General features: G+C 38.9%; 24 protein-coding genes. 16 read left to right on the top strand and 8 right to left on the bottom strand.

What is annotated here, in order from left to right; translation table 11 throughout:
- The first annotated feature begins 223 nt into the window (after positions 1 to 223).
- The 7 genes from ACRD7P_RS00850 to ACRD7P_RS00880 all read left to right on the top strand — a co-directional run bounded on the left by ACRD7P_RS00850 (position 224) and on the right by ACRD7P_RS00880 (position 5842).
- Positions 224 to 1072, top strand: a complete 849-nt coding sequence (locus ACRD7P_RS00850) for an RteC domain-containing protein (RefSeq protein WP_430905570.1) — start codon at positions 224 to 226, stop codon at positions 1070 to 1072.
- Between the two features lie 278 nt (positions 1073 to 1350).
- Positions 1351 to 1635 carry a helix-turn-helix domain-containing protein gene (locus ACRD7P_RS00855; protein ID WP_430905571.1) on the top strand — a complete coding sequence of 95 codons (285 nt, stop codon included), beginning with the start codon at positions 1351 to 1353 and terminating at the stop codon, positions 1633 to 1635.
- Between the two features lie 3 nt (positions 1636 to 1638).
- Positions 1639 to 2391, top strand: coding sequence for a hypothetical protein (locus ACRD7P_RS00860; RefSeq protein WP_430905572.1), 753 nt, complete (start codon positions 1639 to 1641; stop codon positions 2389 to 2391).
- A complete protein-coding gene (locus tag ACRD7P_RS00865) occupies positions 2375 to 3037 on the top strand; it encodes an ATPase (protein WP_430905573.1) in 663 nt (220 codons plus the stop codon). Before ACRD7P_RS00860 ends, ACRD7P_RS00865 begins: the two co-directional genes overlap by 17 nt.
- Before the next feature lie 185 nt (positions 3038 to 3222).
- The gene (locus tag ACRD7P_RS00870; RefSeq protein ID WP_430905574.1) at positions 3223 to 4263 is read left to right on the top strand and encodes a hypothetical protein; all 1041 of its coding nucleotides are present in this window, start codon (positions 3223 to 3225) and stop codon (positions 4261 to 4263) included.
- Positions 4232 to 4585 (top strand): hypothetical protein, encoded by a 354-nt coding sequence (locus ACRD7P_RS00875; RefSeq protein ID WP_430905575.1) that lies wholly within the window; start codon positions 4232 to 4234, stop codon positions 4583 to 4585. The genes ACRD7P_RS00870 and ACRD7P_RS00875 overlap by 32 nt, the downstream gene beginning before the upstream one ends.
- Positions 4586 to 4591: 6 nt before the next feature.
- On the top strand, positions 4592 to 5842 hold the full coding sequence (locus ACRD7P_RS00880) for a patatin-like phospholipase family protein (RefSeq protein ID WP_430905576.1): 1251 nt from the start codon (positions 4592 to 4594) through the stop codon (positions 5840 to 5842).
- A gap of 122 nt (positions 5843 to 5964) precedes the next feature.
- Here ACRD7P_RS00880 and ACRD7P_RS00885 read toward each other — a convergent pair whose 3' ends face one another.
- Positions 5965 to 6624: an N-acetylmuramoyl-L-alanine amidase family protein gene (locus ACRD7P_RS00885; protein WP_430905577.1), complete on the bottom strand. Its 660-nt coding sequence runs from the start codon at positions 6622 to 6624 to the stop codon at positions 5965 to 5967.
- A 189-nt stretch (positions 6625 to 6813) separates the two neighbouring features.
- Here ACRD7P_RS00885 and ACRD7P_RS00890 point away from each other — a divergent pair, with 189 nt between their 5' ends.
- Genes ACRD7P_RS00890 through ACRD7P_RS00930 form a run of 9 tightly spaced genes read left to right on the top strand, consistent with a single transcriptional unit; the run spans position 6814 to position 13967 of the window.
- Positions 6814 to 7101 (top strand): hypothetical protein, encoded by a 288-nt coding sequence (locus tag ACRD7P_RS00890; protein WP_430905578.1) that lies wholly within the window; start codon positions 6814 to 6816, stop codon positions 7099 to 7101.
- A complete protein-coding gene (locus ACRD7P_RS00895; RefSeq protein WP_430905579.1) occupies positions 7102 to 7380 on the top strand; it encodes a hypothetical protein in 279 nt (92 codons plus the stop codon).
- Entirely contained in the window at positions 7373 to 9775 is a 2403-nt protein-coding gene (locus ACRD7P_RS00900) for a TraG family conjugative transposon ATPase (RefSeq protein WP_430905580.1), read from the top strand. The genes ACRD7P_RS00895 and ACRD7P_RS00900 overlap by 8 nt, the downstream gene beginning before the upstream one ends.
- A gap of 4 nt (positions 9776 to 9779) precedes the next feature.
- Positions 9780 to 10355 carry a conjugal transfer protein gene (locus ACRD7P_RS00905; protein WP_430905581.1) on the top strand — a complete coding sequence of 192 codons (576 nt, stop codon included), beginning with the start codon at positions 9780 to 9782 and terminating at the stop codon, positions 10353 to 10355.
- A gap of 2 nt (positions 10356 to 10357) precedes the next feature.
- Positions 10358 to 11200 carry a hypothetical protein gene (locus ACRD7P_RS00910; RefSeq protein WP_430905582.1) on the top strand — a complete coding sequence of 281 codons (843 nt, stop codon included), beginning with the start codon at positions 10358 to 10360 and terminating at the stop codon, positions 11198 to 11200.
- 10 nt (positions 11201 to 11210) lie between these two features.
- Entirely contained in the window at positions 11211 to 11825 is a 615-nt protein-coding gene (locus ACRD7P_RS00915) for a conjugal transfer protein TraK (RefSeq protein WP_430905583.1), read from the top strand.
- Positions 11815 to 12744, top strand: coding sequence for a conjugative transposon protein TraM (traM, locus tag ACRD7P_RS00920; RefSeq protein WP_430905584.1), 930 nt, complete (start codon positions 11815 to 11817; stop codon positions 12742 to 12744). The genes ACRD7P_RS00915 and traM overlap by 11 nt, the downstream gene beginning before the upstream one ends.
- Positions 12741 to 13595 carry a DUF4138 domain-containing protein gene (locus ACRD7P_RS00925; RefSeq protein WP_430905585.1) on the top strand — a complete coding sequence of 285 codons (855 nt, stop codon included), beginning with the start codon at positions 12741 to 12743 and terminating at the stop codon, positions 13593 to 13595. The genes traM and ACRD7P_RS00925 overlap by 4 nt, the downstream gene beginning before the upstream one ends.
- A gap of 6 nt (positions 13596 to 13601) precedes the next feature.
- Positions 13602 to 13967 carry a hypothetical protein gene (locus tag ACRD7P_RS00930; protein ID WP_430905586.1) on the top strand — a complete coding sequence of 122 codons (366 nt, stop codon included), beginning with the start codon at positions 13602 to 13604 and terminating at the stop codon, positions 13965 to 13967.
- Positions 13968 to 13980: 13 nt separating this feature from the next.
- Here the strand turns inward: ACRD7P_RS00930 and ACRD7P_RS00935 are convergent, their stop codons facing one another.
- From ACRD7P_RS00935 to ACRD7P_RS00965, 7 genes are all read right to left on the bottom strand, one after another.
- Positions 13981 to 15078: a retron St85 family RNA-directed DNA polymerase gene (locus ACRD7P_RS00935; RefSeq protein WP_430905587.1), complete on the bottom strand. Its 1098-nt coding sequence runs from the start codon at positions 15076 to 15078 to the stop codon at positions 13981 to 13983.
- 169 nt (positions 15079 to 15247) lie between these two features.
- Positions 15248 to 16528 (bottom strand): phosphoribosyltransferase-like protein, encoded by a 1281-nt coding sequence (locus tag ACRD7P_RS00940; protein ID WP_430905588.1) that lies wholly within the window; start codon positions 16526 to 16528, stop codon positions 15248 to 15250.
- A 48-nt stretch (positions 16529 to 16576) separates the two neighbouring features.
- Positions 16577 to 17131 (bottom strand): hypothetical protein, encoded by a 555-nt coding sequence (locus ACRD7P_RS00945; RefSeq protein ID WP_430905589.1) that lies wholly within the window; start codon positions 17129 to 17131, stop codon positions 16577 to 16579.
- A 6-nt stretch (positions 17132 to 17137) separates the two neighbouring features.
- Entirely contained in the window at positions 17138 to 18514 is a 1377-nt protein-coding gene (locus tag ACRD7P_RS00950) for a hypothetical protein (protein ID WP_430905590.1), read from the bottom strand.
- Positions 18515 to 18677: 163 nt separating this feature from the next.
- Positions 18678 to 20597 (bottom strand): hypothetical protein, encoded by a 1920-nt coding sequence (locus ACRD7P_RS00955; RefSeq protein WP_430905591.1) that lies wholly within the window; start codon positions 20595 to 20597, stop codon positions 18678 to 18680.
- 29 nt (positions 20598 to 20626) lie between these two features.
- The gene (locus tag ACRD7P_RS00960; RefSeq protein ID WP_430905592.1) at positions 20627 to 21877 is read right to left on the bottom strand and encodes a type II toxin-antitoxin system HipA family toxin; all 1251 of its coding nucleotides are present in this window, start codon (positions 21875 to 21877) and stop codon (positions 20627 to 20629) included.
- Between the two features lie 5 nt (positions 21878 to 21882).
- Positions 21883 to 22170 carry a helix-turn-helix transcriptional regulator gene (locus ACRD7P_RS00965; RefSeq protein ID WP_041495873.1) on the bottom strand — a complete coding sequence of 96 codons (288 nt, stop codon included), beginning with the start codon at positions 22168 to 22170 and terminating at the stop codon, positions 21883 to 21885.
- Between the last annotated feature and the right edge of the window lie 13 nt (positions 22171 to 22183).

The raw sequence follows: 22183 nt of genomic DNA on the forward strand, positions 1-22183 counted from the left end.
TCATACTTTACAATTCTTTGTTATAAAGCAAGCCTTAAAAAGCCGAATAAGTGTCATTAAAAATTGAATTTCAGACCATTAGGAAATATTAGTATTCGTAACTTCCCTATCGGGATACGTTGTTTGAACGTTATCAAACGATAGCATTATCTAGATTTATGGCAGCCTTATCCTTGCTCGAAAACTAAATCTACTTGTATTAATCTCTTAATATGATTGGAAAATGGCAGAAGAGCTAACAAAAATCGTAACCGCTTACAATCAAAATGTGGCGAAAGTCGAATTCGATTTTGACAATGATTTCAAACTGCTAGAAGTTGCGATAAAATCCACTAGGGAATACTTACAGAAACTTCGGATAAGGCTGCGGAAGGCAACCTTTAAAACACCATTACAGGAAATCAATTTCTTCAAAAACCAGAAACCTATGGTTTTCGGTCGGTTAAAATTTTATACCCGGGTATATTCATACTTTTTGGAGAAACCACAAGGTTCGAAGGCGAAACAGAGAAAACACATTGACGTTGAAATTGAGAAGTTGCAAAACAGCCAAGGTTCCTATTTTGATTTCATTCAATATTACAGGGAAGGTGCGACCCTTTTGGATGAACACTATTTCACAAGAGGTAAGCATAACACACCTCTGTTGTCGAACAACTGCCACTTCTTTGCCGATTCAGAGTTCACCACAGGATATGATGTGGTCGTGGCCGATATACTGGCTTATGATCTAATGATACATTTCTTCAATCGAGAGTTACAACAATTGAACGAAACCAAAGTGGATGTTCCTACATTCGATTTTCTAGTGAACGGGGAGCGTTTGGGATGGACGGCATCAAAAACGGACTTGATAGAATTAATCTATGCCTTGCAGACCTGTGGTGCAATCAAAAGTGGGACTGCCGGAATCAAGGAAATGGCCAGTGCCTGTGAACTGGTATTCGATATCGATCTGGGCAATTATTATCGCACTTTCCTTGAAATTCGGGAACGGAAAATCGATCAGACCAAGTTTTTGGATCGGTTAAAGGACAATCTTCTAAAACGTATGAAAGATATAGATGGTTAGGTCAAGTATTTTTTTACCCAACTTGGGTACAACTTGGGAAGTGCCAAAACTAATTTTGCTTAATGCCAATTGGTTTCGTAAAAATCTTTAATAGGCGTTAGGTAAATCATTTTCAATCAATTGGAATGAGATAATTAAATCGACCAACTTGGGTGCGACTTGTGAATAAATAAGAATAATACTACGCAAATTAGCGGAACGAAAGTCAAATCAAGTTAGGGGCTATCAAATAAAGCTAGAATAACACGATAGCCCTTTTCTTTTAAACCCGTTCTACTATGCCGACAAGTATTATTACTACGGATGATCTTCGGGAGTTCAAATTGGAACTACTGGATGACATCAAAAACCTTCTTTCTAAACAGACCAAAGGCGTTCTCAAGAAGTATTTGAGATCATCGGAAGTGATGGAACTTTTACAAGTCAGTCCCGGAACCCTACAAAATCTTCGTATCAACGGCACCTTACCCTATACCAAAGTAGGCGGTATCATTTACTACGACACCGAAGAAATCCAAAACGTATTAACGGCAAACCGTGTCCAGAATGGTCTAAATCCTTAGACGATGAACTACATAAAGCTCCTCAACGCGGCTTTTGAAAAGTTCTATTTTGACGATCGCCTAAATCCAACTCATATTAGTTTATATATGGCCCTGTTCCACGAATGGAACAGTAGCCGCTTTGCGGATGAGTTCTACGTTAACCGCCGTGACCTGATGCGGGTGGCGAAAATAGGTTCCAAATCTACCTATCATCGTTGCGTGACCGACCTTGATTCTTGGCATTATCTCTTCTACTTCCCCTCGAACAACCCTTATAAAGGCAGCAAAATCAAGATGGCCATTATTGAAACTAGTGATGAATCTGTTCCGGGACGGTACAGTCCCACGTTGGAACATCTTGCGGAACGGTACCATCCCATACGTGAACCAGTAACGGGACACCACCGTCCCATAAACGGACAAGCTCTAGACCCGCACCGTCCCACCAGTGGACAAGCATTGGTATCTACTACAAACAATACCAAACAGGTAAATACTATAAAACAACCAAAGGACTGGCAGGCCGTTTTTTTATTTTTTGAAGAAGGTGGTTTCGATGCCGATGAAGCAAAAAAATTCTTCGATCATTACCAAGCTCGAAGTTGGCAAACCAGTGACGGAAAAGAAATTCGAGATTGGCGCGCCTTGGCTAAAAACTGGATGGACAGGACCCAATTATTTAAGGAAGAAAATGGGCCAAACAAAAAACAAGCGTCCCAAATCAAGGACAACTTGCGAACCACTAAAAACAAGGATTATGGGCAACCCCTCTAAAATTATCGAAGGCGGCGTGGAATTTTCGCTCGGAAAATTTGATGGTAAAAGTGTACTGTACGACTTTCCGGAAATCCAGATTTATTTGAATGCGAAAGGGAAGATGCTTTTTGGTAAACAGTTCCAGATTCACGATGAGGACAAAGAAATTCTGCTTAAGCTCTGCAATTACTTCGTACGTGACGAAGAAAACTGCGAAAAAAACGGTATCGATATAGAAAAAGGAATACTGCTTTCCGGCCCTGTCGGTTGCGGTAAGACAAGTCTAATGAGGTTACTTCGACATATCGTACCAATGCAACGCCCGTACGATATGATTCCCTGTCGCAACGTAGCATTCAGTTTTAACCACCTTGGTTTCAAGACCATCGAAGAATACGGCAGTACTAAATTCTTTTGTTTTGACGATTTAGGCGTTGAACCCGCAGGAAGATTCTATGGCAAAGACCTAAACGTAATGGGCGAAGTGCTTTTGTCGCGATATGAACTATACCTTGAAACCAAGAAAAAAGTAAAGACGCACGCCACGACCAACTTAAACGCCGAGGAACTAGAAGAACGCTACGGCAACCGTGTCCGCAGTCGGATGCGTGAACTTTTTAATTTGATTGCTTTTGATAAAGGGGCTGGGGATAAGAGGAAGTGATTCGACTCATACCACTATGTCATCACATCTTTTCTGGTTTTAAAGCTTAACTATTGATTGGCCCGTCGGGAAAAAATTTTAATTTAAAAAACGAATCTCTTAAAAAATGAGATTAGATGGAAAGTAAAAAACATTTTTATTTTCGTATTTTACAGATTTTTTATCGGTCAACTTAACTAATTAGAATGCAATCAAACCAAAAACTTGTTTTAAAGGAGATTCTTCATGCCAGGGTACTCTCGGAAGAAATCCATGGCCTATTAAAAGGCTATAAGGATGACAATAAAGATAAAATTAAACTTAGCGGTAATAAATCCGATATCATAGAGAATTTAGTAGACGCTGTGGAGCTAAAAATAGTTCCATTGGAAAAGGTTCACGAAATTATCAGAGATGCGGAGGAATACGGTGACCAATATATATTTTTGTACGAAACACTTCCAAAGACGACAAATACGGATTATTCGAACGGAACGGCAATAGCAAAAAAGGTGATTCCTAATGGTGAAATGTCAAAGTTTCCCAAACTAATGATGATTCCATCTTCAGTTGAATGGGTTGATTTCAGAAGTCCCAATAGAGGACTGAAAGATTCATGGATGATGAAATTATATGACAGGAAGACCCGTGAAGTCAAACAGGACGAGGATGTAAAATACTCCGAGGGGCTTCGGATTGTCACCTACAAAACCAAAGAGTTCAGACTAATTTATATAGTAGAGTGGACGGGTAAAAATCTATTAGAATTCAAGATAGGTAGAACTACCTTCGATTCAAACAGGAGCCTCTCGGATTCACTTAAAAAATTACGCACTCTGGTGGGGAAGGGAATTAATGTTCAAAAAGACTTCAAAAAGTATGATTTATCTCAAACTATTGCCAACATTATTGATAAATCTGAGGATAATAAAAAAATTTATAACTTACTAGCAACTAATTTACAGGATTCTCAGGGAGGCACTGCTCAGATTAGAACCTACGGCGAGGATTCCACTGATTTACTAGAGGATGATTCTCGGAAGGCTGCAGTTGACGCCTATGTATCGAAAAAGGGTAAAGCAACTGGTGTCAGTATATCCTTTTTAGAAAGCGGTTCAGAAGGAGTTTTAAGTAAAGATATTATTGTGACTTTGGGAAAAGATGATATTAACCAAATAATAATTTCTGCGAATGTAACACCACAGGAATATAACTATGTCAGACGAAAAATTAAATCTCTTGGTTAATGATTACCCCGAATATTCGGAGGTTATCAAAGCGATTAGCGATTGGTTTAGAGAACACGCTGACCAAAGGGCAATTCGTATGGACGAATTTTATTCCAACCAGTTTGGTTTTTCCATTGAGGACGTAAATGCGGCATTCATGTTGATGCGGCAACAGTCCATGCTTAAGACTATATATCGTGTCCTGGACGATGATGGGTCTAAAATTGGTAAGGACTTTGAAAACTATTCTGAAATTCCTGATGAAGTATCTACTATCTGGGGAGTCAAAAAAGAAACTAAAGACGTTTTTGTTGTTCCATTCTATTCACTTCTTCATTAACACCCCTTGGACGATACGGAACGTTTTAAAATTTTCAAGGAAATTGTCAGTGAATTTCATCATAGAGTGAAGATTGCTTGGACCACGATGGACGATGTAAGGAAAGGAGGTCAATTGTGGCTCGAGAATATAAAGGAAAGATATCAGGATATTGAACTTTACAGCAGTGCCCAAGAGGTAGTGTTTTCAGAAATATTCTACTTTCATAATAATTTAGAAACAACACCTTTAGCCAAGAAGTCGGTATCCAATGACCCGCCATTTGCCCTAATTATGAAAGGAGGTGGCATAAAGGGATTAGCTTATATCGGGGCTTTGGAAGAACTATTCAGATTTTATAAATTCAATTGGTATGCGGGAACATCCGCTGGTGCCATTTCGGCTATCCTCTTAGCCGCGGGGTATAATTTAGATGAGTTAAATGAAGTAATGCGCAATAAGGACTTCAGTGACTTCAAAGATGCGAATTTTATAAAGGCCTGCTATAACCTTTTCTCGAAAAAAGGCTGTTACGAAGCCAATACATTTGTTATTTGGCTAAATCACCTGTTAGCCGTTAAACTTGATAGTCCGACAGCGATTAAACTGAAAAATCTTAAATCCCGTGTTACAGTCTATGCGAGTAGGAGGGAAAAGCCAGCGCTAATTTTTGATTCTTCGAATCCTGAATATGCTTCCATGCAAGCCGCATTTGCCGCAAGATGCAGTATGTCTATTCCATTTCTATTTACTCCACAAAAGAGCGAAGGATTGAATGTTTTTGACGGAGGTCTTCAGAACAATTTTCCAGTTCAAGCTATGTTGAACGATAGCCCTGAAACTGATTTCTTAGCTCTGTATCTAGGACCTGAAATATTTGAATACAAAAAAAGTTCTATTTGGAGTGACTTCGAATCTATATGGACCGAAGCATATGATACTGATACTATTGAGAGGCACAAGGACAAAGTTGTAATAATTGATCCCCGACCAATCTCGACCTATAGATTTAAACTTAGCGATAGGGAGAAAGAATTTTTGGTTGAGAACGGACGTCTTGCCGCTTTAAAGTTTTTAGATAAAAGGGGGAAATTAAGCAAACATGAGCATAATTACGTTGAACGTAAGGAAAATTTGGAAACAGAACGTAACGCCCTTGTTAGGATTAAGCGTCAACGTAATCGCAAAAGAAAACTAAAATTTTCTTTCCTTTTCATAGTCATTCTATTAGGCTTGAATTACGAGAAGCTGACCGAACTAGTAAATCGATTATTTTAATCATTGGGTATTTTATACAGATATTTAAAACATCTCTCCAAACGAAGCCTCATAAGAGCATCACTGTAGACGAAAGTATTTCAATAACAGTGACTGCAACCTTTTTCACACATTTGATTATCTTAATCCCCAACTCTCTCATAACTTCCTAAATTTTCAATTAAACTATCCCATATAACCAATGCTAAAGCCTCCATACTTTTATGCTTTAGTAAGTATTCATTCTCATCCCCATTGCTCAAAAACCCTAACTCCAAAAGCATCCCCGGAACGAAACCCGCCGTTTCTCGCAGCATATGAAAATTGGCAAACTTCACGCCCCTACTCTCAAAACCCAACTGCTTGTTTAGCGCGGCCTGTAATTTGTAGGCAAGCCATACCAAATCCTCAGCGTAATCAGATTGCTGATTGGTCACAAAAACTTCAACGCCTCGGGCATTGGGATTATCGGAATGGTTACAATGCAAGGAGATAAACAAATCTACTTTTAGTGCCTTGACCAATTGGGTTCTATCCGATAGCGATATGAGCGTATCGTTGTATCTGGTCAGATAGATAGCATGGGGATTTTCCAACTCCTCATTTAGCTTTAAAATCTCCCGAGCGACTTGCAATACCACGTCTTTTTCCCGAATACCTTTTATCCCGATGGCACCGGAATCTTTTCCTCCATGTCCGGGATCGATGACGATTATCTTTTTGAAGTCGACTTCCTGACCGAAAACGTAACACATTTTCAAAAGCAAAATCACCAAACTGACGTTTTTGAGCAGGTTTTTCATTCTAGGTTTTTGAGTTATCAACAGACCAACAGCGGATTTCCATAAAATTAGATGCCAAATACCACCATCGAAATCCAAAAGGAATCAAATAATATTTTATTCACAAATAATTGAAAATCAATTATTTAAATACAAATCTACGTACTTTTTCCATAACGAAAATGAACCAATAATCTAATCCGTTCCATTATGAAAAAATCACACTATTTGGCATCCTTGCTCTCGCTGTTATCTACTTCGTTATTTGCTCAAATCGGTGGCATCGAAGATTCCGTTGGCGATGTTTCCGATACTATTAGAACCATCTTCCCCATAATTCTCGGAGTAATTTTCCTAGTAGGTTTTCTGTTCAATGCCGGGCATTTCTTCGGGGAAAATGCCGACCTCAAAAAAGGGATTACCCGAGTTCTTGTCTTTGTTTTGATCGCCGGTGCGGTCGTAGGGATCTTTACTTATCTAATCGGAATCGTAGTATAAATGAAACGGTTCGAGGTCTATAAAAACATCAGAAAACGGGCAGTCATCTTCGGGCTGCCTATTTCACTGTTCGCGTTAATGATGAGTTCGGTGATTGCCTCTCTCCTTGTCATCATCTTCTCGTTCAGCTTTGTGTTGATCATTGGCATACTGATTTTCAATGCCACATTATATGTGGTATTGACACGGCTTACCAATAGTCCGCAGCTGTTACAGGTAAGAAATGTATTTCCTAAGATTATCAGCAACAAAAGAAACTCCGGCCTTCAATATGAATAAGATGAACCTTTCCGCATATCGCCCTATTACCGATATTCAAGACAATATCATCTTTGCCAACAACGGCAATGTCGTAATGTGCTATAAAGGAATCTTACCGGAAATATACTCTTTGTCGCAGAAGGACTTTGAGGATGTGCACGGGGCTTGGTTTCAGGCTTTAAAATCGTTGCCGACAGGCACCGTAGTCCATAAGCAGGATATCTATCTAAAAAAATCCTTTACCTCTGATATTCTTCCCAACGAGACCTTTTTAGAAAAGGCGACGCACGAGCATTTCAAAGGGCGTGAGTTTATGGAGCACCAATGCTACCTCTTTTTTATCCTAACCAAAAACAAGGCACTCAACAATCCCAAATACGTCAATCCGTTCCGCAAAATTGCAAAGGATATCGTAAGTGAGCTTGATGACAACGTGAAAAGCTTTGTAGGGGCAGTTAGCGACTCGGTCTCCTTCATCAACAATAGCCGAAAGATGGAGTTTCTTCCGCTTGAAGGGAAAGGAATAGAACAGCTTACCGATAATTTCTTTAACGGATTCAACGAGGGTTTCGATACCGATATTTTACTGGAAAAGAAAAGCGTCAATATAGGCGAGAACTATTTTGATGCCCTGGCCATCAATAGCGAACTGTGCTTTGGCGAAAGTGTACAGAGTAGCAAGACCAATGAGAAATTCACTTCTGACGATTTCGTATTTCATCAAGGGTTTATTGATGGTTTAGGGCTTACGCTTAATGAAAATCATATCGTCAACCAGATTCTGTATCTAGACGATAAACAAAAGTGGCGCAAGCTATTGGATAAGAAAGTTGAGGAGCTTAACAAAAGTTCCAACTTCGGTTCGCAGAACAAGGTGGTCTTGGGTAAAATCCAGCACATCCTTGACCAAATCAATGCAGATGACAATGCCCGAATCATCCGTGGTCATCTCAACATTATTTATTGGGATAAAAACCAAGAAAACCTGAGTCGGATCGGCTCCAAAATCAAGACCGAGTTCAAGGAGCTTGACATTATCCCTTATTACCCTAGAGGCGAGGAACGAAAAAATTATTTGCTCAACAGCTACTGCTGCTTTTCCTCCAATTTCTCTAACAACGATTTATACGTTACCGACCTCAAGCATGCACTTTGCCTTCTTATAAATAATACGAACTATAAATCGGACGATACCGGTATCATCTTCAACGACCGGGAGCATAACGTTCCCGTTCTAAAGGATGTCTGGGACGAAGGCAAGAAACGTATCAAGGCCCGAAACTTTGCCATCTTTGCACCAACGGGAGAAGGGAAATCCTTTTTGGCCAATAATATTCTACGGCAATACTTTGAAAGCGGCGTACGTCTGGTCATCATCGACCTTGGTGGATCCTATACCAAGTTTGCCAAGCTTTATCCTGAAAAGTACACCGTACTCAGATACGAAAGTGGAAAGAACCTTGGAATCAATCCCTTTTATATCAGCAATCAAAACGACCTGACACCGGAACGCTTGGAAGACCTGTCAGTGTTCCTTTTTGAACTGATCGCCTCCGACCTTAAAGTAACAAAGGCACAGTCCGTATCGGTAAAAAAGATTCTCCGGCATTACTATACCAATACTTCGGGAAAGCACTCTTTAGACGGCTTTTATCAATTCATCGAAACAAATCAGCAAGACCTTTTATCAAAACTTAAAATCCATCCTGACTACTTCAATGTTACGGGCTTTTTGCACGTGATGTCGGAGTATGTTGGCGATGGTCTATACAGCTTTCTATTTGAAGTGAGCGAAGATCAGACCTATAAAATCGAGGATAAGCGCCTCATCGTTTTTGAACTGGACGAAGTTAAGGACAATAAGGAAATCCTTTCGGTAATGCTCAAGCTCATCAAATCGGCCATCCAAAGAACGATTTGGAAGAACCGAGCGGAAAAAGGTATCATCCTGTTCGATGAGTTCGCCAAGCAACTGAAATTCGAAAACGTACTGGAAAGTGTCGAATTCTACTATCAGGCCATCCGGAAACAGAATGGTGCGATTGGGATTATACTTCAGTCCATCAATCAGCTACCGGATAATTCTACCTCCGCAAGCATCCTCGAAAATACACAGGTGATTTACAGCCTGAACAATGAAAAGGGATATGCCGAACTGGTCAAACGCCTTAATCTATCCAGCCACGACCTGAACCAATTAAAGTCCATCAAGAACAACCTTTCCGGGCCACGCAAGTACACCGAGATGTTCATCAAAATAGGAAAGGAAAGCAACATCTTCCGGCTCGAAGTCCCGAAAAAGGTGTACGCCGCTTACCTGACGGATGGAACCGAGAACGAGGCCATCATGAAACTCTATGATGAGCATCAGGATATGGAAAAAGCAATTACTGAATTCACACTAAAAACGTAATACCATGAAAACGAGAATCTTAATTACGCTAACGCTAATCGTCACTTTACATGCTACACGAGCCACAGCACAAGGAATGCCCACCTACGACAATGTCAATTTTATCAGCTTGATAAAGCAGTTGGTAGAATCCGGTAAGCAGACTTCGAACATTATCAAAACCGTCAAGTTCTTAAAGACACAAAAGGAGAATCTGGAAAAGGTGAACAATGTGGTCAAACAGTTAAAGGCGGTACAGGAAATCGGCCGTAACAATGAACGTCTGGTCAATGTGATGCAAAACGATTTGCAAGACATATTGAATTCGCCCTATATCAAACCTGACGAAGTTTCGAGAGTGTCCGAATCATTTAGTGCCGTCGTGGAAAACTCCTTGGAAACCTTGGATTTTATCGACCAAGTACTATCAAGTGATTTTCTCAAAATGACGGATGCGGACCGTGCGGAAATCCTAAAGCAAAAGGAAATCGAATCCAAAGAAATGGTTTCTAACGTCACCATCAAGACCAAACGCTATCGGGATATCATTTCTTTCAGAAAAATGCAGGATAAGGTCAACAACCGAGAAACAAATTACTAAAAATGACTGCTACCATCTTTTTAGGAATCGGTCTGGAATACGTTGATGCCATTTTCCAGACCATTCAGAACAGTAGTTTCTCCCAGTACACCTTGGCCGGGGTGAAAACGCTGGCCGTCTTGTTTTTTCTGATCAACATTCTTAAGAAATACAATGAGGGGGTTGCCGATAGGTACGGATACACCTGGGGTTTGAGCCCGGGAGAACTAGCGAAGAATTTTGCGGTCGTACTGTTGGTGATCTTTTCAACTCAGGTATTGGGTTTTTTCGATGGTATATTAGTGTCCATTGAGGCCTCCTATCGTGGCACCGCCCCTGCACTATTGCCATTACAGATGCAGGATTTGCCGCTTGAAGAAGAAGTTGGCCTGTTGGATGCCGCCAGTGCCGCAATGACACTGCTCTACGAGGCCTTGGTCACGCCACTGTACGGCTTTAAGATTTTCGCCTTTATCATCAGCGTATTTCTATGGATTCTAGACCTCTTTATCTATCCGTTGTTCCTAGCCGAACGCTTTTTCCTGTTGGGAATTATGCAGGCATTCTTTCCATTGGTGATCAGTCTGGCGGTTTTTGAGAAATTCCGATCCTTGGCCTATACGTTTTTCAAACTGTATGCGGCCGTCTATATGCTCGTACCGGCGTTCTTTTTGGTCAATGTTTTCGTCAACGCGCTCTATACGGAAATCAACACAAATTTCTGGACCAATCTCTTTGGTACCGATATAGGACAAGGCTTTTTTGCCCCAGTGGTTCAGCTTGGGTCCGTAGGCTTTATCGTGTTTCTGAAATTTAAGCTGTACAAACGTGCTACCTCCTTTACCCTGAGATTGTTCACCAACTAATATCAAAGCAATGAAAACACCATACAAGAGTATTTATGCCGTGCTGAAACTAAACAGGTTTATTGTGTTGGCCGTCATTGGCTGCTCCTTGTTCTCCTCTGCTTTTTCCCTGTGGATGGCCTTCTCGACCAATAAAAAAGCGCTAAACAGCGCATTTGCAATAAATACCGATGGTAGTATCATCCCCTTAAAATTGGTAACCCAAAAAGAAAATTTTACGGTCGAGGCCTTGGCTCATCTTCAATTGTTCCACACGTATTTCTACAATATCGATGCGAGCAATTACGAACAAAACCTAGAAAAGGCGCTTTGGCTTGCCAATAGCTCGGTGGACAACCTCTACCGTCAAAAAAAGGCGGATGGGGTATACAATCGCCTCCTGCAGTACTCTTTGGTACAAAAAGTATTGAACATCGATTCTTCGGTAAGAGATGATGGCGGAAACTACAGTTTTACCACGACCCTCGTTTTTGAAATCAATCGAGGCACCATCGTGGACACTTATGAACTGGTCTCCACTGGCAATTTAATTGTGGTGGATAGAAATTTCCCTAATAATCCCCATGGGCTATTGATTACCGATTTCTTCGAAAACACCTTAAAAATAATGAACGATGAAAATTGAGAAGAACAAAATAGTATTTACAGCGGTTTTGGCCGTCATCCTGATTTTTCTAGTGTCCTATTCCTTGATGGTGATGGATGACGATGATGGCAAGAACGATAACATTCAACAAACGCTGGTTCCCGATCTTGATGAAAACCAAAAGGAATACGATTCAAAACTGGATGCCATCAACGATCTGAAGGAAGTGCGTGAGACCAATGCACCGAGCATTTATGATGAAAAACTTATCGATTCACTGGGCCGATACGACCCAGACCTTCCGGAGAAAGAAAAAAGGCGGATCGTGGATAGCATCTATGCCTCTGGTCGCATAAAGTATTCCGAAAAGAACTATAAGAACCTCGGGGCCAAAAAAGATAGTCTCCCGAAAGCAGTGGAAATTGATTCTGCCGATCTAAAAAGGAAGCAGCAAATCCATGCCAAGGAATTGGGTCTTGAGCATCAACTTTTCTTTGCGGCGGCATCTAGGCCTAATCATAAACTCGTTTATGGCAATACCGATGCTACCATCCACGTGGTTGTAGATGGCAATCAAGTGGTCAAAGTGAACACCCGTTTAAGGATGCGCCTTACAAAAGCGGCCATTATCAATAGTAAACTAATGCCCAAAAACACATTGGTCTTTGGCTTTATAACCTTTCAGCCCAATCGTGCACTTATAGAGATCGAAAACATCCAACACCATCCTACGAACCTTCGGGCTTTTGACCTCCAGGACGGTAGCGAGGGTATCTATGTGGAGAATAGTTTTCGGGCAGAGGCGACCAATGAGGTGTTGGATGATATCATCAGCGACATCAATATTCCTAGTGTTCCGCAAGTAGGGGGAATCACCAAAGTGCTTAAGCGGAACAATCGAAACGTAAAAGTGACCGTCCTTAATAACTACAAACTCATTTTAAAACCGAACTTATGAAAATCGATATTATCATAGCCACCCTACTTATTTCTGTTTGTGCACCTCGACTATGCACGGCACAGACGACCGCGCAACAACCGATGGTACTAGATACCATCTACGCCAATGAGTACAAGAATGTTGCCTTATTCTTTCCGGAACCGATAAGGCAAGGCATAACCGGTGCGGATAATTTCGTTTTCACTTATAACCGTGATAAGGAACAATATTTCGGTCTTTTACAGGCTAAACCAGGAAAGGAAAGTAATCTTCTCGTAATCAACCGAGATGGCTCAATTTTTTCGTACCTTATAAGATATAGGGCAGTTTTGGACAGGCTGAATTATTTTGTGCCTATCTCCAAAAGTATAGGCAATGAAAAACCTTTGGTCGAAAAGGTTTCCAAGGTTGTCGATAATGCGCCCAAAATCGGTAACAACGTTTACCATTACGCTAAATTCTGTTCCTACCTGCTAGACCGCAAGCGAAGGATAAGTAGGGCTAGGAAAGGGAACCAAGGTATTCTTCTTCACGTAGAGAATCTTGTATTCGACAAGGAAGAACTCTACTTCGTAATTGAAATTGAGAACAGATCAAGCTTGGACTATGATCTGAACTTTCTGAACCTGTCCGTTCAGACCAGAAGCAAGGGAAAACGAAAGTCGTTGCAGACCTTGTGGGAAAAGCCAGTATATGTCCATAACCTCCCGACGAAAGTAGCGGCGGGCCAGCATATCAAAATGGTTTACGTAGTACCGAAATTTTCGATTTCGAAGGAGAGAAGAGTGCTTTTGGAGCTCAATGAAAAAAACGGCGAACGAAATATAGCTTTGAAGCTATCACATAGATTTATAAATAATCCTAATTGAAAAATCATGAAAAAAATCGCCCCTTGTTTACTCATAGTACTGTTCCTCTCATGCTCGGAAAGCAAAATGTCAGGCCCGAGTGCCACTTCTAAAATCGTTATCGAGAGTTTTTACGGTAAGGATGAAGCAGCTTTGAAGGCCAACTCGACCCCACAGGCCTACTCCAATTACATGAACACCATAAATATGTTCAATGTTGCCAAAAAGGATAACTCCAACTTCAAGGTGCTACGAGATACCATTATGGGTGAAGTGGCGTGGGTAAAATATACCACAGATTACGATAAAACTCCCGGGCTCTTCAAGCTGGTCAAACAAGATGGCGAATGGAAAGCGGATGCAAGAGGCTCTAAGGATGTGTCGCCTTTTTGATTAAGTATTAAAATCATAGAGGCCAATTTATCTTATTAAACTTGTCAAAAAAAGTTTGACCGATCTCTGGCTCAATAGAATAGACAAAACAGATACTACCAAATAACCAATCTTTAAAGTTTTTGTTGGTAATTCCTGCTCGTGTTAAATGCCCAACTACACCGTTTTTGTGACAATGATAAAGATGATGTTCTATTTCTTTTTTCTTTCTACCTATTACTTTGACCTTGTCATTATGTATTGATAACCCAGTTACGTAAAAAGGACTGCCTCTTTTAAGAAAGCGGGTTTTACCAAAATTCACGAATAGGTTTTCGCTTTGAATTATTTTATAAGCGATTTTTTTTATCTTTTTTAAATCCTCTTCATTGCCCGAAAAAGTTAAATCATCCGCATATCTTGAATAATTAATCTTTCTTTTTTCACAAAGCCTGGACAGCCTATAGTCTAATCTTCTTAGTATTAGATTTGATAATTTTGGACTACTCGGCGCACCTTGGGGAAGAATACCCTCATTTTTTTCAATGAGATATTCTTTCAGCGTCTGTTCATTTTTTTTAAATGCTTTAAAAAAGGCTTCATCTTGTTCTATAGTGCATATTTTAGCGAAATAGACACACAAGTTTTCTCTATATCCTAATGATTTGAAAATCCCATAAATTCTTCGCTCATTAATTGAATCAAAAAATCGTAATAAATCTATCTTTAAAATGCAATTCGCATTTAGATGACATTCTGCATTATCTTTTATAGATAAGTTCTTCTCGAAACCTTTGCTTGCACTATGAGAAGGTACTTTTTCTAAGATATTTACAAGAATCCATTTCTGAAGATATTTGAGTTCGTTTGTTGGTGTTTGAATTACACGATAACCACCTCTTTTCTTCTTGATTTTAAATCGCTTATAAAAATCTCTACGATTAGATTCACAGACTTGTACAGTATGTCTAATACTTACGGTAGAACTTAAACATAGGTGTGGTAAAGAAAAAATAACAGGCAACTGTTGCGCTGTTAGCGTATTGATGTATTTAGAAGTCTCCTTGATAAAGGCATCACTTTTTCCTAATTCTTTGGCTCTTTTTTTATAATTATCCAACAGGTAAGTCATAACGGCAACTCATTTTTAAATTATGCGAAGCGTATTACACCACAACTCTTGAACACCTGCAGAGATGTTGTGGTGTGAAAGTTGATAAGTAACTTCAGCCAGACGTGGGCTACTGCCCAAGTCATCTTGTTTACTATTCATTGTATTTAAACAAGATATTGCTTGCCATTTATGACTTCCCATTGAATGTTTTTGGTATATAATTAATGTCTTTTACTTTATGTGATGCTATGTGCTCGTAATGGTATTTAAAGCTGTTCTTGATACATTTTTTAGCATCGTTGTAAAGCTCTAACCCTTTCAGGGAAATTTCATATTTCTTGTTGAAAATTCCTTTCTTTTTGCCCGACTTTAGATAGAACTCATAGTCTGACTGTAAAATCCCCAGCTTTTGACAGATGTTAAAATCTGAATGACCTTCTCTTTTGAGTTTCAATATGGCGTAAAGAGAAAAATCTATATGACTCACCGAATCAAATGTTCTTTGGCCTCTTTTAATTTCATAGGTAACAAATTCTTTTTGTAGTCTTGACGTGCCAAATTCCTGAAGTAGGCTCAACTCAAATGATATGCTTTTTCTAAAGTCTCTTGCTTTTGAGATTTTGTGATGATTGAACCTTGGCAATAGTGACTTCCACTTAAAATCATCAGAGTTTTTTTCCTGCCAAAAAATCGGCAATGAATTGTTTGGACATCCATAGAAGAACCCAACCAATGCCTGAGAATTAGAAAAGCCTAAAGCATTCGGGTAATTTATTTTTCCTGATTTGAGTGTGTTTGGCCGTGTTAGTTGAGTTCCATAATCATAAGCGATTTGCCTATGTTCAGATTGACTTCTATAGCCAAAGAAACTAGCATCACTTGAAAATGCTTTTTTATATATGTTTGAAGAGGGTATTCGCACATCGTTAAAGAGGTGCTTAATTTTGTTTAGACCAAAGCTCATCCCAGCAACACCAATGAAAACTATATTATCAAAGGAATCCTCTGCACCATCTAAATTACTGTCCCAATAATCAAGTATAGTTTTTCCGGAACCAACGAAATCATCAATAAGAACAAGTGTTTCGTATTCATCTGGAAGATTTTCTAACTCCTCGCTACTGGGTATTAATAATATTTTATCTGGATTGTTTTTGAAGGTGTTTGTTTTCTTGAGCAAATAGCTCATAACACTTCCGCTTTTACCAAACTTTCCGATAGGATGAACTACCATCTTTTGTCCTTTTGGTATCCCTTTCAGAACTTCATTCAGTTCTTTATGGAAAATGTCCTCAATGTCATTAGAAGTATAGACAGTAAAACGTTTCAAAAAATCTACTGCTATCGAAACCTGTTCTTTCTCAAAGTTGTTCAACCATTCCAATATTTCCATTGGACTGACCAAATACTTGAGTCTCCTCGTAAGAATGTCAAGGGTAATACTATCTATGTTAACTTCTATTGACAAATCTATTTTTATGTATTATTAATGTTCGAAATACTAACGTAATCTCATTTAATGCTTGCCGGTTATCGGTTTAAAATGTCGAGCTAATTTAAGTTCAAATATCGCAACCAAATCTTCCATTTCGGGTTCAAATTCATAGGCGTGCAACCTAATTTTTAATCCCAGTTCCTTTGCCCAATAGTACAATTGCAATCCCTGGGTACGTTTTACCTTGTAATAGCCTAAATGTTGAATCACTCTACCCCAGAAATTTCGCTTTACCTTGCCAACATATAATATTCTCGACTCTTTATTGAATTTCTTTTTCAGGGCTGGAACTGCCTTGGCTTCTTCTGAATGTTTGTATTTTAATAAGCAATCCCTAATTTCAGTTGTATTGGTATCAGAAAGAATTTCGAACCAATAAACTACCGGTCCTGTTATGGCTCCCAAGTTTTGAAATAAGTCTTTATGTTCTTCTGAATTTCTTATATCCGTTAAATTCCAGTCTTTGAAAAAGGCACAGTCAAAATCGTGTCGGAAGTATTGCTTGGCTCCATTCTCCTGAACATTATTTAAAGCACTTATCAACTTATTGGTTGTTCTGTTAATTTCTTCAACCATAAAATATTACTTTACAAATTTTCCAAAAGGCACACCTATACTGAAGCCAATGGAATGTTGTTTGTTTATCTCACGCCATTGAACCTCAAAATTTACGGTTGCTTTACCATCCATATCTTTTAGAACAAATGGCACTCCAAACCTCCAATTTTCCGCATCGTAATCACCAAAGAATTTTTCGTATGATGCACTCAATCCAATAAAGCTAAAATCCTTCCCCCAAAGTTTGTCTGGAAAAAAATAGACCAGTTCTCCACGCAGACCTTTGGTAAAAAATTCTCGAAATTCTCCAACATTGACTTTATTATCATCGAGTTGGGCAAAAAACGCATTATCACCTTCATTTTGGTTTTCATCCATTTGTTCTTGAAACTCCAAAAACGTAAAAGGTTTGATTTCGTCTGTTAGTTCTGCCCTAATGGTATTGTTCTTATAGCCTTCCAGGATTCCACGAGTCTGAAAGCTTCCCCAACCCGCAGTCTTTATAAAGAAATTGCCCGAAAACTCAACTTCAAGAGGACTGTATGAACTGGTATTGATTTGGTTGTTTGTAATATCCTCAGAAGTCTTGTATTCCGTTTCGGTGATAGGAATAAAGGTCTCAAGGGAAATCCACCAATTGTAATAATTCGTAAACCATTTTTGCTTGACAACCGTTTCTGCTTCTTCTTCAAGAACTTTTTGATAGAGTTCATTGACGGTACTTTTGGGAATCTGATTCTTTAGTTTGTTTACCGACTTACCTTCTAATTGACTAACCACGTCTTTCTTGGATTGCTTTTGTGACGCTGTTTCAATGGATTTTTTCGATTCTAATTTAAGGTACTCATCCAGAAGATATTCTTCGCGGAACTCTTCAACTTTTTTTCTATCGCTTTTTTTAGCATTCTTTGAATCTCCCGTGCTGTATGTTATTACGCCTCTGCCAATATAGGTATACTTATAACTGATGCCCAAATCATTATTTAATTCATCAGAGCTGAACACCGTGGCAAACTTATCTTTTATATCTGCCTTAATCCCTAACGTATGTAGACCAATAAGTCTGTTGATTGGATTTCTTTTTTTGAAGGGATTAGTAAACGAACCTCCTAGGAATAAACGATTATCCTCTTCACTCAATACTGCATATGCTTTCCTGGTATTTAGGTTTGAGGATTCAGTTAGGTAATTACTGATTTCCCCCGTGAATAAGATATTGAGCATTTTTTTATTGAAATCAAGTGTGTCTGTGACTTTGCCCCTGCGGAATATCTTAGTATCCTTTTCATATAATTGCCTGATCGCGGTGGGTAACTCTGGCGCAGTAGTTTCTTGTGCTCTTAATGATCCTGAGCAGATGATAAAGAACAAAAGCGAAAATTGAAAGTATTTTATTTTCATATCGTCTTAATTGATGTGTTAAAATACTAAAATCAAAAACGTAAATAATACCCAATAAAGGGTAAATTCTCGATAATTCGCTCAAAGTCAAAATATGGGGTTCAACGATTCTAAGTTTTGAGCAAAAGTCTATTAGTATTACTACATAAAATTGACTGAAAGCCTAAATTTCCTTCAATTTAGCTACTCGATTAATTCTTGATAAAAAATGAATATTCCTAGTATCCTCCTCATTTTGATTCATAGCTAGTTCAACCTTCTCCAAAAGACCACGGACAGGATTTAAACGTTTCAATGGCTTTTTGCTCATTAATTTAAGAAGAGACGTTAGTGGACCTGTTGGAACACCACTAGCCAACCCAATAGCTATATTTAAGGTCTGCGTACCTAAGTCTAATACCAAACCCGTTTTCTTTTGAGTACCTAAAAACTTATTGATTTCGTTATTATACATTTTTATTTTTCTTTGCTGTTCCTCGCCATTAAGACTAGCTAAGGTTTCCATCAGTCTTTTGCTATTTGGAAAGACAATATCCCTGTTCAGCACATCTTCCAATTCTAAAATGGGGATGTAGTCATTTACTTTTAATAATTCAATCGGCTCAATAATGGTATTCCCCCTAATTAATTGCCGTTCACCTTCTACAAATTTCTTTAAGCTGTCTATCGTTGCACTTTTATAAAAATTTAATAGCGTTCCCATTTGTTCGGTATAAGAAGCATCTGTAAACCCATCCTCACCTCGAACAGGAAAATAGGTCGCATTCAAAGAGCTTGATAAATGTGATGCGTAGGAAAACACATTAAACATAAATTCACTGGTCTCACTGATTTTGGTTGCCGGTGGATTTGAAATAATCTTGTTCACACCGTAAACTGAAGCACTAAGTACACCACCTAACTGCAATACGTCAAAGCTTTTTCTTCTAGCCACTACAGGCCAAACCAAGGTTTTGAATACCAAGGATGCATCCATCTTGGTATTTTTAGCAATAAGATCACTTATAGATTTCATCTCTTTAATGGAAACACCATCCCCAAAAAGGTAATTATTAGAAGTCTCTATTATGTCACATTGTTGAAGACAAGCTATTGCTCTTTTTGACACAATAGCTTCGGGCTTTAGCGAAAAAACTTCATTTAGAAAATTCCTGTCATATCGAGATACATCCTGAACCAACAAAATTGTAATCCTTTCGCGTAATATCAGCTCAATAAAATCTCTTCGGCTTATTGAATGGGTTCTAAACCAATCTTCAAAGTTCTTATCAATAGGTGGTGAGAGGTAGATGCGCTGGTACAATAAAACAAAATAACGCAAGTCTATGTTAGGGTAGACACTGAAATCCACATAACAGGAAAACTCATTTTTATCATAAAAATAGAGATGGTTCTTTTGGAATTCACCCTCAAATATATGCTCTACATTATCATACCATAAAGACTCATCACGTTGAACAAATTTTGGGGTATCTCTAACAGCCCGATTACAGTAGTAGATTAAGCTATTATCCTTTGAGTGGCCGTTTTGCTCTGGCGCACTATCTAACTCGTCAATGTAAATTCTGAAATCTATACCGCTTTGGTATTTTTCCAAAAAATCAACAAGCTGTTCTTTCTGAACTTTTGTGAGAAAATGATATTTTCTTGTGGAACCACTTTTAGACCAATAATTACCGATGTGGATATTTACCATACCAGCTTCGTCACTAATTTTGTAAAAATTGATTTTGGAAAACTTAGACATTAACATATCGGCCCACCTGAATTTTGGCATTAAAACACCTTGTAATCCTTTTGGGATATCAGCATCTTCCAATGAAGAAAGAATTTTGAATTTCCCTTTTGGCTTTTGAAGGGATAATACAATTGGCACTAAAATAGGCTTAATGGACTTTTCAAATTCCGTTTCTATTCTGTTGTAATCAACTTTTCTATTCTTTATATGAATGACGAAGGAATCGTCCTCAATTTGGTAAATAACCGTGTGAAGTTCGGGATACTCTGCTCTCAAGTCCAAGTCCGTTTTACGAACTAATCCATAGTGTATTTGTTTTTCATTTTTGATTTCAATGTAATCCATCCAATATTTTGATATTATTTAAGTAATGATTACCATCTAAAAGCCCCAGCCATCAATTCTATTTCGGCATTTTTAATACCTATCTTCTTTGCGACAGATTTCCAATCCTTAACCACAGAAAGCACTTCATCTAAAATAGTCTGCATTTCGCTTTCGCTTAAGCGAAAATATTGCCCTACGCTTTTGGCTAAATCAATATCCAACGCATTATCATCCATATCGATATTAAGAGACAATCCGTCTTTTTCGATGGATGGGTTTAGGTCATACGCTGGTGATAAAATCCATCCCTTTTCTGTTAGAATAAATCCGTGATTACGTAAATGGTCATCGGTGTTGGAAATGGCAATATTAAAAACGATACGTCGCCAAAGCTGATGCAAATTGGCCTCAACATCCACACCATAATTTTCTATAAATTCTACAATTTCGAGATAACTTGGCGCTGAATCTCTAATGGAATCTTCGGTATTACCGGTCATTGTCATCGCAGAGGCAAAGTGTATGCGTCCCTCGCTTTCCCTATCAAATCTTTTGGTCAAAAATGTATGGTGCTGACCGCTTATCTTTTCTACCCTACATTCTGCCATCTCTATTCCTGAAGCTGTCGCGAGTTGATAGGCTAAGAATTCCCATAATGCCTTATCAATAGTATCTGTTTTAGAAGGAAACTTGGCAATCCAAAGATTTCCTTGAGTATCAAAAATATTTGCCTTTGGCCTGGCACCACCTAATGAAGAACCTGGTGCGATGAGTACGGTAATCCACTTTCTTATATCATCATTTTGAGCATCGCTTTCTAATTGTTTAACAGCTTCCTGTAAATCGCCCAATGAGGACCAAGGTGGTGTAGGCGTTCGGTCGTCATTGTCTAAAAACGGGCCTTCCAGTTCTGTTTTAAAGCGCAAGGCACCCATTCTACTTTCGTCAAAAACCCCAAGCAGATAGTCTATTTCATAGAGCGTGCGTGCCTTTTCATTGTTTGCTCTGGCGTCTTGGGCAGTCCTTCTTTTCATTAAAGTCTTACCCCAAGTATCTGGCATACTATCTAGAAAGATTCCGAAGTTCTCTTTATCAGTTGGATACTGTGGTCCCGAATAAAAATCAATGTCTGGGTCCAATAATCTTTGTGCATCGGTCTTTAACCAGTCTTTATCGTACTCAAAACTGAATGCTTTTTTGCCCTTGGCAAAATGTGCCGATAAGGTTCCTATTAGTGTAGGTTCTTTAAGGCCTACCCAATCTGCAAAAACGTGTATGTCAAATTTTCCCTGTGCCATTACTCTTATAGTAAATCAAGGTCTTGAAGCTTTCTGCCAAATTCGTCATCTACCGCCAGCTTTTTAAAATCATCTTCTAGATTGAGCACTCTGAAAACATTAAAATAAGAGCCTATGGCGACTGCTGGGTCGCCTTTTTCGATTCGGTACAATGTAGTCCGGTTGATCCCTGCGCGTTCAGAAACCTGCTCTGTCGTAAGCTTTCTTCGCTTTCGCGAAAGCTTTATATTCTCGCCCAATTGCTCAAAAATCTTTTGATATTTTGGTAGAAGAACTGTTTTCTTAGAATTCATTACGTTGCATATT

The sequence above is a fragment of the Maribacter sp. 2-571 genome (assembly GCF_050589625.1).
GTDB lineage: Bacteria > Bacteroidota > Bacteroidia > Flavobacteriales > Flavobacteriaceae > Pelagihabitans.

Coding starts and splice junctions, on each gene's coding strand:
- ACRD7P_RS00850 (WP_430905570.1), top strand. CDS start 224: ATGGCAGAAGAGCTAACAAAAATCGTAACCGCTTACAATCAAAATGTG.
- ACRD7P_RS00855 (WP_430905571.1), top strand. CDS start 1,351: ATGCCGACAAGTATTATTACTACGGATGATCTTCGGGAGTTCAAATTG.
- ACRD7P_RS00860 (WP_430905572.1), top strand. CDS start 1,639: ATGAACTACATAAAGCTCCTCAACGCGGCTTTTGAAAAGTTCTATTTT.
- ACRD7P_RS00865 (WP_430905573.1), top strand. CDS start 2,375: ATGGGCAACCCCTCTAAAATTATCGAAGGCGGCGTGGAATTTTCGCTC.
- ACRD7P_RS00870 (WP_430905574.1), top strand. CDS start 3,223: ATGCAATCAAACCAAAAACTTGTTTTAAAGGAGATTCTTCATGCCAGG.
- ACRD7P_RS00875 (WP_430905575.1), top strand. CDS start 4,232: ATGTCAGACGAAAAATTAAATCTCTTGGTTAATGATTACCCCGAATAT.
- ACRD7P_RS00885 (WP_430905577.1), bottom strand. CDS start 6,624: ATGAAAAACCTGCTCAAAAACGTCAGTTTGGTGATTTTGCTTTTGAAA.
- ACRD7P_RS00890 (WP_430905578.1), top strand. CDS start 6,814: ATGAAAAAATCACACTATTTGGCATCCTTGCTCTCGCTGTTATCTACT.
- ACRD7P_RS00895 (WP_430905579.1), top strand. CDS start 7,102: ATGAAACGGTTCGAGGTCTATAAAAACATCAGAAAACGGGCAGTCATC.
- ACRD7P_RS00900 (WP_430905580.1), top strand. CDS start 7,373: ATGAATAAGATGAACCTTTCCGCATATCGCCCTATTACCGATATTCAA.
- ACRD7P_RS00905 (WP_430905581.1), top strand. CDS start 9,780: ATGAAAACGAGAATCTTAATTACGCTAACGCTAATCGTCACTTTACAT.
- ACRD7P_RS00910 (WP_430905582.1), top strand. CDS start 10,358: ATGACTGCTACCATCTTTTTAGGAATCGGTCTGGAATACGTTGATGCC.
- ACRD7P_RS00915 (WP_430905583.1), top strand. CDS start 11,211: ATGAAAACACCATACAAGAGTATTTATGCCGTGCTGAAACTAAACAGG.
- traM (WP_430905584.1), top strand. CDS start 11,815: ATGAAAATTGAGAAGAACAAAATAGTATTTACAGCGGTTTTGGCCGTC.
- ACRD7P_RS00925 (WP_430905585.1), top strand. CDS start 12,741: ATGAAAATCGATATTATCATAGCCACCCTACTTATTTCTGTTTGTGCA.
- ACRD7P_RS00930 (WP_430905586.1), top strand. CDS start 13,602: ATGAAAAAAATCGCCCCTTGTTTACTCATAGTACTGTTCCTCTCATGC.
- ACRD7P_RS00935 (WP_430905587.1), bottom strand. CDS start 15,078: ATGACTTACCTGTTGGATAATTATAAAAAAAGAGCCAAAGAATTAGGA.
- ACRD7P_RS00945 (WP_430905589.1), bottom strand. CDS start 17,131: ATGGTTGAAGAAATTAACAGAACAACCAATAAGTTGATAAGTGCTTTA.
- ACRD7P_RS00950 (WP_430905590.1), bottom strand. CDS start 18,514: ATGAAAATAAAATACTTTCAATTTTCGCTTTTGTTCTTTATCATCTGC.
- ACRD7P_RS00955 (WP_430905591.1), bottom strand. CDS start 20,597: ATGGATTACATTGAAATCAAAAATGAAAAACAAATACACTATGGATTA.
- ACRD7P_RS00960 (WP_430905592.1), bottom strand. CDS start 21,877: ATGGCACAGGGAAAATTTGACATACACGTTTTTGCAGATTGGGTAGGC.
- ACRD7P_RS00965 (WP_041495873.1), bottom strand. CDS start 22,170: ATGAATTCTAAGAAAACAGTTCTTCTACCAAAATATCAAAAGATTTTT.